Source organism: Lacticaseibacillus paracasei subsp. paracasei, assembly GCF_000829035.1.
In the GTDB taxonomy this organism is placed as follows: Bacteria; Bacillota; Bacilli; order Lactobacillales; family Lactobacillaceae; genus Lacticaseibacillus; species Lacticaseibacillus paracasei.
On sequence record NZ_AP012541.1, the window covers coordinates 462,518 to 476,029 of the forward strand.

A 13,512-nucleotide genomic window follows, 5' to 3' on the forward strand; every position below is an offset into this window, starting at 1 on the left:
AAGCAGTCGTTTGTAACCGGCGCCATCAGCGATATGTGTGTCAATAAGTGATCCATTGAATCCTTGTTTGTAATTTAACCCGTTATAAAACTAATGTCAATCATAAGGCGTAGAAAATTAACCCGGTTTAACGTTTTATTTAGTTATTACTGTAGGAGGTGAATAATTAAACAATTATAAAAATATTCAGATGGGTGTTTAACGAAATGGCTAGATTTATTTAACGATGGATAATCATAAAATAAACGAATCAACTAAATTATTTGTGTGATATAGATGGATACCATATGCGTATCACGATGAACAGACGCTTGCTTTATTACAGGCGTTGCGCGAACTTTAAAAACTTTCAATCAGACAGAATAAAAATCAATGCCTTCAATCAAAAATTGGGTTCAATATCAGGTTCACTGTTACGAAAAAATGCTAAGTGCTGTTTCCAGCAATTAGCATTTTCTCTTGGCTGAGGTTGAAGGAATACTGAACACAATAGTTTTTGTGAACGGCTTTCCCTTGTTTAAGAATTGACCTTGTTTTTCTCGCGTTTCTTCTTATCAGTGACAACTATCCCTAGCGTTGTCATCAGGCTGATGATGACCCCTAGAATTTGCAAGGCATTACGATGCGAATTCGCCATTTGTGGCAACTTGGAGCTGACACCGGATTGAGCGTCGTTTCTGGTACTCATGGCAGGTGTTGGGGCTGCGTTGATTTTGGTGGCTAGGTCATTGTCAGTGGTAGCATTTGGTACAGTGATCTTTGGAGCATCCTTGTCGCCACCATTAGCGGTTGATTCAAAGGAATCCTTTCGCTCGGTTTTGATGGCAGCGTGCGCACTGACTTCCTTTTCATTATTTTTGTCGTCTTTAAATGCTATCTTAGCTTTTGGGTCAGTGGTCAGTTCTGTAATTGCCGATTTAATGCCCTCTTTACTAGGCATTTTTTTCTTCCCATTTTCTGTTAAAACAAAAGCGAAGGCAACTCCAATGTCGATCTTCTCGTTTGCGGTTGCCGTTAGAACGGTATGACTGGCGTTAACTTTGTCGCTTGAGTCTGTGTCGGCTACTGAATCATGAGCTTCATGAATGACCGCTTGCGAAGAAGTCTCAGGTTTAGCAGCTTTTTCTTCGTTGATATCGCTGCTATCTTGAGGTGCTTTGTCATTGAGAACCGCTGTTTTCACGAGGGTATCTTTGACTTCAGTGTCAGTCACTACTGAAGATGAATCATTTTTAGGGGTGGTAGCGTCATCAAAAGAGACATTACCTTGAGCGTCTTCGATACTGTCAACAGCTGGTTTCACATCATTGGTGTCTTCAATTGCCTTATCATCATTGGGGACCACTTCACCTTTAGATGCTTTGGTTTCGCTAAGGGTTTCCTGCGAAGAAATATCACTTGTAGCATCGTTGTCCTCGTTTGAAGTCACGTTGTCTTTAGACATTTTGGCATCACTAAGGACCGCTTCCGAGAAAGAGGTTTCTTCACGGTCGTTGCCGCCATCCGGGACTAAGTCATCTTTAGCTTTTTCAACTAAATCTTCGTCAACGACATGTTCTACAAAGGCATCCCCCGCGGAATCTTTGACTTCACGATCTTCACTTTGAGGATCCCGCGTATCATCAGAAGCCATTTCAGCACTAGCATCAGTCGCGCCGTCGTCGTCATTAGCCGATTCCGTGCTTGAAATTTCAGGACTATCCGTCACCGTTTGATCTTCGAGATCAGACTCAGTCGGTTCAGAATTTTCCGTTACAGCAACTTTCTTGATCTTGAACACTTTGACGGTGCGGTTGCCGACTTGATCGACGGCTTCCAACCTGACAATGCTCGTACCAACGGGCAAAATATATCCGCGCTTAAACGGCACCGGGTCATATGGGTTCGTTCTGTTTGCGCCTGCCTCAGCTGTTGCCGCCGGTTGATGGATGTTGAAGCCAGCACGAGCATGCTGGGTGAGGACATTGCTGCCGTTACTGTAAAGCCGATAGCCATCAACGTTATCGTCAATGGTGCCTTCAAGGGTAAAAATATCGGCACTGGTTTCGGCGGTGTAAACCCCGTTTGCGTCAACGGTCATGCCATCTGTGTCACTCACGGTCAATGTTGGTGGTGTTGTATCTAAAATGATTTGAAGGAAGCCGTCAGTGGTCACTTTCTGACCAGTTGCGTTAATGGTCGTTAAGGCATAACCGACGTTCTTTTCTTCAGTTGATTTGAAAGGAATTGTGACGTCAAACGAACCATCTGCTGCGAGGATTGCCCGATTTTGCGGGTCACTCGGATTCGGCGTGGCAAAAATCTGCAAGTCGGTATGCGAAGGATCTTTAATTTTTCCTCTGATGTGAAGCAGTTGATGCTCGGCATCATAGCAATGACTGGCTTTGTCGACACCTACTAAAGTCAAGCTGTTGTCGTTCAGATCGGTAAACATCAAACCGCTTGTTGGCATGGCGCTTAGCAAGTTGTCCGAGAATTTCCGCCCCGGCAATGGTTCGGCACTGCTTAATCGCGTTGCAGCGTTTTTGGCCGTTGCTTCGTCATCAAAGCTTTCAGTTTTGGTGTTGTCATTGCTATAAGCGCCAGCGTCAGGATCGTGGAAAACCAACAGCGAAGGAATAGCCGGTGATTTGATGAAGGTTCCGAATTGTGGCTCATAAAGCGCATAAACGTCTAGGTTGGCATAGAAGTTGGGGTTTTCAACATCGAAAGTAGCGATGCCGGTGGTTTGGTTGCTTCTTTCAACATAGACATTGCCGGTGACACTATCTTTTAAAACGACAAGATAATCACCATCTTTAGGCACCATCACTTGAACCGTGTACTTGTCATCTTTGGTTCTGATTTCATAATTGGCATCCATTCTGAGTCCGTTACCATGAACAATCGGAATTGACCAGCGAACTTGTGGCGTCGGCGTGGTGTCCACTTCTGGCAGATACTCGCCGGCAACTGCTTGAATCGTCTGACGGCTGCTGTTGCCGGCCAAATCGGTGATTGTCAGCGTCAGTTTGCCATCGCCTGCTTCCAGCGCGTCAAGTTGATCGTCGCTTAGCTGATAGGTCACGGTACCGGTGTTTTTAGTTCCATCATTGCCAAGAGGGACTTCATAGGTTCGCAATCCGATGGCCAATACTGCGGCGCTATATTGGGTGAAGCCGACACCTTGATCTTCGTAATTGAAGGTGATGTCGCCATTGTCATAAGTGAAGTCCGTGATCGTCGGTTTGACGGTATCAATCGCAACTGGGAGATTAATACCTTGCCGATTTCTTATCCCAGCAGTGTAGGTGGTGCCAACAAACTGGTAAACATAGCGACCATCTTCGGCAGTCACCAACTTGCCTGTTGCTCGATCATAAACTTTACCGTCCCATTTGAAACCATCAGGATGGCGCCGCATGCTATCAGACAGGGTCAAATCCGTATTATAGTTAGTATCTTGCACGTAATGTGACTTAGCGGTGTCATTTTCAAGATCAATGACCCGGACAAGATGACCGTCTGTGTCTAGAATTTGGGCGGCGACCTGTTGAAGATTTTGTTTAACAAAAATACGCGGGATGACGGCATCTGAAACCCCATCGTTATTGGGAGAAAATGCCACTTTATTGTCTTTTGCAGAGGCGGCAACGGTTTCCCAATTAACGCTATAACTACCGCTGTTAACAATGTCGCTTAAGGTGAGCGGATCGGCAATGCCCAGTGGGTAATTATTTTCATCAAGCAAATAGCTGCCTTTAAAAGTACTTCGACCTTCATTAGCAGCATTATCAAAGACGACTTCTGCATTGGTTGAGCCATAAAAACCCATGTAAGGCATGGAAATGGATTGATTGTCGTCCGCAGCTTTGAAGGAGATGAAGCCTTCAATGACTTGATGCAGCCGGACAGTTTGATCTAGGGTCAACGTGAAGGCCACAGTTTGTGACGCGCCTGCTTTCAAAGTGAAAGTTGGCGTTGCGGTTGTTAGCGTCGCACCTGGCAAGGCAACAGCATAAATGCCATTAGTGTGGGCGGTGTCAAAGGTTTGCGTGAGGGGATGGCCGGGCACAACCGTATAAGTTTGATCGGTTGTGCCGTGGTTGGTCAACGTGATAGTAAACGTTGGTGCTGCCTCGAATTGTTGCAAGGAAACGGAACCGGTTTGATCAGTACCTTCTGCCGTCACCGTTAAACCGCTGGCTTTGGCGACATCAATTTGACCAGCCCCTTGACGTCGTGGTGAGACAAAGTTGCCCGGATAGTCATGATCCATCATAGGGGTAGCAGCATTCATGAGCGCTAATTTGACAGCTTTGACGAGTTCAACACCAGTTAGCTTAGTTGTTTGCTTGAGATGCTGCATAACGAGTAAGCCAGCACCTGCTGCATAAGCACTGGCAGCCGCGGTGCCGCTCTTGGTCGCTAGCGTGTTGTTTTTGCCAATCGAGACGGATTTTTCACCAGGTGTCGTGAGATCTGGTTTAAGTTTATAGTCAGTAGTTGGTCCCCAAGACGAGTTATACGCCATGGCGGATTTAGTTCCCAGTGCTGAATTTTCCGAAGCAACAGTGAGGGCACTAAGGCCGCCACCTGTCAGCGAAAGCGTGCTATCATTTGTCGTGATATAACCAGCCGTAGTGCCGCCGGGGACGGAGGTGCCGTGAATCGCCATGGCATTACCGTTGTTACTTGTGGTTTTGATGACAAGGACGCCATGATCGGTAGCAAATTGAATCGCCGCTTGATCTTCAGCAGTGGGATCTTCAACATCGACAATCTTGGCCAGCGATAGATAAATCACATCTGCACCTAGCGAGACCGCGTCATACACTGCACGGGCAACGTTATTTGTGGTCAGTGATTTTGCTTGGCCCAAAACCTTCATGCTTAGGATCTGTGCTTCCGGCGCGACCCCGAGGATATAGCGGCCATCTGGTCTTTCTTGTCCATTCCCGGCGATAATGCCGGCTACTTGTTCACCTTGAATATGATTATCTAAATGCAGATTAGTATTGCTATTGGTGGTGTAGTCATAGAAAAAAGGCAGCTTGTCATTGAGATAGGTACCATAGCCGTGACTAGCAGCAAAGTCGGCAATGGTTTCTTTTGAAATCTTGGCCGTCGTGTTGTCGTTTAGTCGCAACATATCATGCGGTTCAATGGCGCTATCAATGACGGCGGCAACCATGCCTTGTCCTTTAATATTTTCATCCCAAAGCGGTTGCACATTCCCTTTGGTTAAAACGGCCTGATTAATCGGTGGTTTGGCTGGCGCAGGTGTTGGCTTTGTTTGGACCGCAGATCGCGGAGAAGCGGTTGGCGCCATGACTGGTGACGCTGGTGTTTCAACAGGTACAGTAACTTTAACTTTATCGGTTACAACAGGTGCAGTTTTTGGCGTAGGGGTTGGTGTTGCTGATACGATCGATGCGGCATGGCTGTCAGACGCTGCCTTCGAATGGTCAGCCGGTTTTGTTGAAGGCGCTTCGACTTGATTGGCCGCTGATGTTGGCTGAGTTTCAATTGCGGGGACTGCTGGCTTGTCAACGCTGGGCTGGGGGTTATCAGTAGGAGTCAGTGATGCGGTAACGGGCTGTTTGTCTTTGATTTCGGTATGCGGTTTGGCAAGCGTCGTCGCGCTGGCGGTCGGTGATGCTTCATCAGCAAAAACGGTTTGCGTTGGCTGAAACATCAGAATGCCAGCTCCGCCTAAAACAGCAATGGCACTATAAATCCAATGCCGTCCCGCCTTATACATCTTATAGCGGCGTTTTTCCTGTGAAAAGGGATTCAGCTTGTACACGTTATTTCCTCCGGTAGTCATTAAAACAAAATCTTGAAAAGTGCGTTGTAGCAGCTCTAGAGAAGCGAGTGTCTTGCTCATTTTCTCTCATGTCTGTAATTTATCCTGAGATAAAACTAATGTCAACCATTAGAAAAATAAAATAAATTGGTTTTAGTATGTTAGCTAGTTGTTAAAATAAACAATTCGCATTATATTAATTGACTTTTAATCGACAATTGAATTTCTAAATAACTGAGGAACTTAAAGGTTATTTAGCAGCATTTAAAAATTGAATTATCGTTAATATCTGCGGACACGATCAGTTGAGAAATGGCCTGACACGCAAGTTCAATAACCGTATTTTCACGCATGTAATTTTTTTAAGTCGCTGAACCGATTTTTGGCGAAAAGAAATAAGTCTGCCGATTTCAACCAACACCGTGAGCTTTTCGATACTTGGCAACCCCGTAACCGTCTGGCTTGGCGTATAATGAGCGTAATCTTACAATTCGAGGAGGAAATTATGACTGAAGCAACGCATTTTTATCAGGCATTTCAACCGGCACATTATGAGCTTTACTTGGCTATTAACCGGGCAAACAAAACGATTACCGGGAAAACAACGATTACTGGTGAGGCGAAGCAAACCACGATCGCCCTTCATCAAAAGTATCTGAAGGTGAGTGCCCTTCAGGCCGATGGTCAGGATGTACCGTTTACGATTGATGATCCTGCAGAAGCGATTCGCATCACTTTGCCCCAATCCGGAAAGGTGACGCTGACGATTGACTACACGGCACCATTGACGGATACCATGATGGGGATCTATCCGTCTTATTACGAAGTTGATGGAGTCAAAAAGCAGATTATTGGGACACAATTTGAGACAACCGCTGCCCGTCAGGCTTTTCCAAGCGTTGATGAACCTGAGGCCAAGGCGACATTTGATTTGGCTATCAAATTCGACGAACAGCCGGGTGAGACGATCATCAGCAATATGCCGGAAATTCGCGAAGAAAATGGTGTGCATTACTTTGACACCACCGTGCGGATGTCGACTTATCTGATCGCGTTTGCTTTTGGCGATCTGCAAAATAAACAAACCACGACTAAGAGTGGTGTGAAGATTGGCGTTTTTGCTACCAAGGCTCACAAACCAAACGAGTTAGACTTTGCTTTGGACATTGCCAAACGGTCGATTGAATTCTATGAAGACTTTTATCAAACCCCATACCCATTGCCGCATTCTTGGCAGTTGGCACTACCGGACTTTTCGGCTGGCGCGATGGAAAACTGGGGATTGGTCACCTATCGTGAAGCGTTGCTGACGATTGATCCGGACAATACCTCCCTCGAAACCAAGCAACGTGTGGCAACGGTGATTGCGCACGAATTGGCCCATCAATGGTTTGGCGATTTGGTAACCATGAAGTGGTGGGATGATTTGTGGTTGAATGAAAGTTTCGCCAACATGATGGAATATGTCGCAGTGGATGCCTTGCAGCCTGATTGGCATATTTGGGAAGCTTTCCAAACCCTTGAAGCACCAATGGCCTTGCAACGTGATGCAACAGATGGCGTGCAATCGGTTCACGTGCAGGTGGAAGATCCCGCCGAAATCGATTCCTTGTTTGACAGCGCCATTGTTTATGCAAAAGGTGCGCGGATGCTTGTCATGGTGCGAGCTCTGATTGGCGACGATGCGCTTCGGGCTGGCTTAAAAGCTTACTTTGAAGCTCACAAGTTTGGCAACGCAGCCGGTGCTGATTTATGGACGGCATTAGGTAAGGCGTCGCATCTGGACGTTGGCAAAATTATGCAGTCATGGTTGGAGCAACCGGGCTATCCAGTTGTCACTGCAGCTGTGGTGGACGGCAAGCTGACCTTGTCGCAACAGCAATTCTTCATTGGTGCTGGCAAAGATGTCGGCCGCCAGTGGCAGATCCCGCTGAATAGCAACTATGCTGTGGCACCCCAAATCTTTGCCGAGAAAAAGGTTACGCTTGGCGACTATGCGCAATTACGCAAGGAAAATGGCAAACCATTCCGCGTCAATGTTGGCAACAACTCGCATTTCATTGTTCAGTACGATGAACAATTGATGACCGATATTCTAGCCAATGTGGATCAGCTGAATGCGATTGACCAGCGGCAGATTATCCAAGACCTGCGGCTGCTAGCTGAGGGTCGTAAGAATTCATACGGCAATATTGTGCCATTGCTGCCGCGGTTTGCTGCGAGCCACAGCGCGATTGTCATGGATGCTTTGTTCCGCGTAGCTGGCGACTTGAAGAAGTTTGTAGCACCTGATTCAGACGCTGAAAAGCAGTTACAGGCATTCTTTGACAAGCTCAGTGCTGGTCAGCTTGATCGCCTTGGATGGACGCCGAAAGCTGATGAAAGCATTGATGATCAGTTGACCCGTCCATACATCCTGAGCATGGCGTTATATGCTAAGAATCCAGACGCGATTGCGCAAGGACATGAGTTGTTTACAGCTAATCAAGCACAATTGGTTGCTTTGCCAGCTGACATCCGGATGTTCGTTTTGGAAAATGAAGTGAAGCATTTTGGCAATGCAGACTTATTTGATCAGCTGCTCAAAGCCTACACGCAAACGACAGATTCCAGTTATAAAGCTGATATTCTGGCAGCGTTGACCAGTACAACTGATCCAACGCAAATTGCCAAATTGGTTGATAAGTTTGAGGATGCCGACACGATTAAGCCACAGGATCTGCGTTCATGGTTCCGCGGGGTTCTGAATAACCATGCTGGCGAGCAAGCTGCTTGGGATTGGCTCCGTAATGAGTGGCAGTGGCTTGAAAAAACCGTTGGCGGCGATATGGAATTCACGACCTACATCACTGTGATCGCCGGCGTTTTCCGCACACCGGAACGATTGACGGAGTTCAAGGCCTTCTTTGAACCAAAGCTGCAAACACCGGGTCTGACGCGGGAGATCACCATGGACACCAGTGTGATTGCCAGTCGCGTCAGCCTGATTCAAGCTGAGCAGCAGGCTGTGCAAGCTGCTGTGGCAGAAGCTGTTAAGTAAAGATTTTTAATCCAATATCTGCAAACCGTCACTTTGAAAATAGGTGACGGTTTTTCTGTGTGACATGCAGGAACATAACTTATAACTGACGAATAAGGGCGAATAACTATCCGTATTGGGTAGTATTGCGAAAAATATCATAAGTTGTTTGAATTTTCTGTTTCATGAATAATTTGATGGGGTATGAAGACACCAGTGCCAAGGCGGAGCAGTCGTAGGCCAGATGGGGCTCGAAGCGCCGTCACAGCGTTCCAGCCCCATCTGGCCGTAGATTGCGGAGTTTGGCACGACACGGAATCTTTCGCCCAGTGATCTTCCTGCGATTATGGGCAATAAGGATAAAGCCTAACCCTCATTTCACATTTTTCACAGCTTAAGATGGCTATTTCACAACGCTGATTTAAGAAAAATCTAATCCTCATCTATACAATTTCACGGGAAAGAAAACGGGTTAAACCGGTACACTGAAAAATGAGTCGCTGTTGATTGATGGACAGGCGGCTGTTTGGAGGGATTTTTAGTGGCAGATACAAAGAAAAAACTGCGCTGGTATAACGTGGCGTTAATTGCATTCGTCTCAGTCTGGGGCTTAGGCAATGTGTTCAACAACTACGCTCAGCAGGGCCTTTCCGTCGTAACAAGCTGGATTTTGATCATGGCGATTTACTTTGTGCCATATGCTTTGATTGTTGGTCAACTCGGCTCCACCTTTAAGGATCAAGCCGGTGGGGTTAGCTCGTGGATCAAAGAAACCGGTACGGTCAGGTTGGCCTATTATGCTGCTTGGACCTATTGGGTTGTTCATATTCCATACTTAGCTCAAAAGCCGCAAGCCATTCTGATTGCGTTGAGCTGGTTGTTTAAAGGCAACGGCAATTTCGTGAATACCGTCTCTTCAATGACCGTATCCTTAATTTGTTTAGCACTCTTCTTGCTATTTTTATGGCTGTCATCACGTGGGTTAACCACTTTGAATCGCATTGGCAGTATGGCCGGTACGGCGATGTTCTTGATGTCGATTTTGTTTATCATTTTGGCTGTCACTGCACCGCTCATGGTCAAAGGCGTGCATGTGGCCACACCGGATATGGGCGATATTCACACGTACTTGCCAAAGTTTGATCTGAATTACTTCACCACCATTTCGATGCTGGTCTTTGCGGTTGGCGGCGCGGAAAAAATTTCTCCGTACGTCAATAACACGAAACATGCGGCCAAGGAATTTCCAACAGGGATGCTGGTGCTTGCCGGGATGGTTGCCTTTTGTGCCTTGCTCGGGTCATTTGGCATGGGCATGTTGTTTAACAGCAACCACATTCCGACTGATTTGATGGCCAATGGACCGTATACCGCCTTCGCGATGCTGGGCAGTTATTATCATGTTGGCAATATTTTCGTCATTCTCTATGCCATCGCCAACGCGCTCGCTTCCATTTCAGCCTTAGCTTTTTCGATTGACGCGCCGCTGAAAATGCTGCTAAGTGATGCTGATCCGCATTTTATTCCAAAGAAGCTGAGTCATCTGAATAAAAAAGGCACGCCGATCAATGGTTACTGGCTGACCGGGATTTTAGTCAGTTTGCTGATCATTGTGCCAGCGCTTGGTATCGGCAATATGAACGAGCTGTATAAGTGGTTGTTAAATCTAAACTCAGTCGTGATGCCGTTACGCTACTTGTGGGTTTTCCTTGCCTATTATTTGCTTAATAAGCATTTGGAAAAATTCCAAGCAGAGTACATGTTTGTTAAAAACAAACATGTGGGCATGATTATTGGCGGATGGTGTTTTCTTTTTACCGCTTTGGCCTGCTTGTTGGGAATGTTGCCGAAAATCAATTATCTCAACGATCCAGGGACTTGGTGGTTCCAGATGGGCTTAAACATCATTACGCCAGTTATTTTCCTGGCATTGGGACTTATTTTGCCGTTCATTGCGCGACGGGATGAAGCCCGGTTACTTTAGTAAATAAAAATTGATCATAGTAAAAAAGTCTGTGTTGGCATGCCGAAGATTCGGTTGTCAGCATAGACTTTTTAGTTAACGCTTTTACTTTGAAGCTGAATGCATCACTTAATTGCCGCTTTTTTCGCGCAACATGTCACTGATGACGATCTGATTGACCGTGTTCCAAACCATGTGACCGACTGCTTCGGATAAGTGTTCCTCAACCGGTTGATCTTTAGCGGCGGGCACAATCTTTAGTGCCGGCATTGCCCACAAATGGGCACCTGCCCAAACGCCCAGGCCCCACATACTGCCATAGCCAAGTTTAAAAAGCGGTACGTAATGGCCGGCAACAGCATAAAGCGTACCAAGGCTTGATGAGAAGCCGAAGTGTATGAGGAGGCTGACCCAGGGAATCTGATGGTCTGAATAAGTGTAAGTTGCATGGGTTTGTGCTGCGGTGAGACCGTGTTGCTGCAGGAATGTTTGCGGCGGATTGGTCGCGTCACGTTCAGGTGTCCGCGGCGGCAAAATATTTTCCCAGCCTAATTTGACAAGTCCTGATACTAAACCGGCAACGGCGCCAACCGCGGCAAGCTTCATGACAGATGTTTTTGTTTGTGTACGCATGCAATGACCTCCTTGAAAATGTCTTGAACACTTCCATTTTAGAACAGCGACAGGCATTTAGCATGGTCTGATCTTGTTAGTTTTGGCTTTCAGCTAAAATGGCGCGAACTTGATTAGTGCACCGCAGCCTTTAACGATTAATAGCGCCAGACTATTGACCTGATGCATCAGGCACACTTTACTGGCGAATGTCCGCATGATGGGTATGAACAAAGTCAATGAAGTCTTTGGCGGCTGGGGATTGGTAGTGATCTTTTAAAGTTGCCATATAAAAAATACGCTGCCAAGTTGGAAAACTAAGCGGAATGATTTTAACGGGTAGCGTTTTAAGAAGTGGCATATTGGGGACAACGGCGATGCCGAAGCCGTTTGCAACGAGACCCGCGACGGCTTCATCCTCTTCAATGGCGTACACACTGTGTGGTTGGCCGCCGCATTCGGCAAAAAGCTGGCGGATGATGGGCGCGAGGCCGCTTCTTTTGGAGAAGGTGACTTGATCGAAAGCCAAGGTTTCACTAAGCTCAATCTGGTTGCGAGTAGCCAAGGGATGATCAGTCGGAGTGATCACGACGAGTGCCTGAGAAGCAATTGGAAAATAGGCAATATCCTCTTGCTCGTCAACTTTTGAGCAAAAGCAAATATCATAATGTTTAGCGCGTAAACCTTGAATAATTTGTGGTGATAGCCCGTTTTCGTTCGTGAATTCAAAACGGACATCTTGCTGGCTGTTTTGTAAGAATTCGCGTACCATGCCAGGGACCCAGCGTGTGCTGAGGGTACGTAAGGCGGCCAGTTTAATCACCGTTTGCTCGTTGTTTTGGTGTTGCAACTGTTCAATGCCGCTATCGAGGATGGTTAGCGAGTGATCCACAATGCGACTGAACTCGCGGCCTTCCGAAGTTAAAACAACGTTGCGTCCTTGTCGAACAAACAAGGCAAGACCCAGTTCGGCTTCAAGACCATGAATGGCATTGCTCAGGCTGGGCTGGGTGATGTTTAACTGGCGGGCAGCACGGGTATAGTTCTGTGATTTGGCTAATGTAACAAAATATCGCAGATGAAAAAGGTTCATTTTGGTCCTCCTATGAAGGCTTAACCGGAACGATAGCCTCCAGCTATAAGCACCCTCATTATAATGAATTAGAAGTCGCTTGTGCAACCGTATACAATTCAATTTGTAAACAAGATTGAAAAATTAATCACAAATCATTTTGGGAGGCACTATCATGACACTTACTCATCCAATTACCGTTAGTTCATGGACATTAGGCGACCAATGCAAATTCGAAGATCGCGTTAAAGCAGCCGCAAAAGCTGGGTACGATGGCATCGGCTTACGCGCCGAAACCTACGTCGATGCGCTGAATGAAGGTTTAACAGATCAAGGGATTCTCGACATTCTTGATCAGTATCATATCAAGTGCACCGAGGTTGAATACATCGTGCAATGGTGTGAAGAACCGCGGACATACGAGCAAAAATATAAGGAGCAAACCTGTTTCCATATGTGTCACTTGTTTGACGTTGAACATATCAACACCGGTTTGATGGAAAGCTATCCAGTTGACTTCACGGCCAAGAAGTTGCAGGAACTGGCACATCGCGCAGCTTTGGCTGGTAATCTCATCATTGCCCTCGAACCGATGCCATATAGCGGCATGCCAGATTTGAAAAAGACTTGGGCGATTCTCCAAGGCGCCGGTGCTCCGAATGTGATGATGTTGTTAGACATGTGGCACTGGGTTCGAGCAGACCAGCCGTTCGACTTGCTGACGAAGGAACAAGCTAAGCGCGTTATCTCAATTCAACTTGATGATGCTTACAAGCGGCCATATGCAAAGTCCATTTTGCGTGACGAGTCGATGCACGATCGCTTAGCACCGGGAACTGGGTTTGAAGATCGGACTGAAAAGTTTATCAAGATGATTAAAGAGGCTGGCGTGGATCCAAAAGTGATTGGCGTTGAAGTTATTTCTGATCACTACATGGCCAAAGGGATTGACTGGGTTGCCAAATATACTTACGACACCACGGTGAAAACCTTGCAGGCGGCATGGCCGGAAATTTTGAAGGAAACTGTTGCGACACACTAAAAGGAGCGTAATTTTT

General features: G+C 46.6%; 6 protein-coding genes. 3 read left to right on the forward strand and 3 right to left on the reverse strand.

Translation table 11 applies throughout. From position 1 onward, the window contains the following. Positions 1-517: 517 nt before the first annotated feature. The gene (locus tag LBPC_RS02215) at positions 518-5,788 is read right to left on the reverse strand and encodes an Fn3-like domain-containing protein (protein WP_025375959.1); all 5,271 of its coding nucleotides are present in this window, start codon (positions 5,786-5,788) and stop codon (positions 518-520) included. A gap of 505 nt (positions 5,789-6,293) precedes the next feature. Here LBPC_RS02215 and LBPC_RS02220 point away from each other — a divergent pair. Further along, the gene (locus LBPC_RS02220; protein ID WP_032781062.1) at positions 6,294-8,828 is read left to right on the forward strand and encodes a M1 family metallopeptidase; all 2,535 of its coding nucleotides are present in this window, start codon (positions 6,294-6,296) and stop codon (positions 8,826-8,828) included. A 520-nt stretch (positions 8,829-9,348) separates the two neighbouring features. Continuing rightward, positions 9,349-10,791, forward strand: coding sequence for an amino acid permease (locus tag LBPC_RS02225; protein WP_016383681.1), 1,443 nt, complete (start codon positions 9,349-9,351; stop codon positions 10,789-10,791). A gap of 108 nt (positions 10,792-10,899) precedes the next feature. Here LBPC_RS02225 and LBPC_RS02230 read toward each other — a convergent pair whose 3' ends face one another. Continuing rightward, positions 10,900-11,403 carry a DUF1440 domain-containing protein gene (locus LBPC_RS02230; RefSeq protein ID WP_003661633.1) on the reverse strand — a complete coding sequence of 168 codons (504 nt, stop codon included), beginning with the start codon at positions 11,401-11,403 and terminating at the stop codon, positions 10,900-10,902. A gap of 178 nt (positions 11,404-11,581) precedes the next feature. Beyond that, positions 11,582-12,475, reverse strand: coding sequence for a LysR family transcriptional regulator (locus tag LBPC_RS02235; RefSeq protein WP_003661634.1), 894 nt, complete (start codon positions 12,473-12,475; stop codon positions 11,582-11,584). Positions 12,476-12,629: 154 nt separating this feature from the next. Here LBPC_RS02235 and LBPC_RS02240 point away from each other — a divergent pair, with 154 nt between their 5' ends. Further along, complete coding sequence (locus tag LBPC_RS02240) at positions 12,630-13,496, forward strand: sugar phosphate isomerase/epimerase family protein (protein ID WP_003661635.1); 867 nt, start codon at positions 12,630-12,632, stop codon at positions 13,494-13,496. Positions 13,497-13,512: the final 16 nt, after the last annotated feature.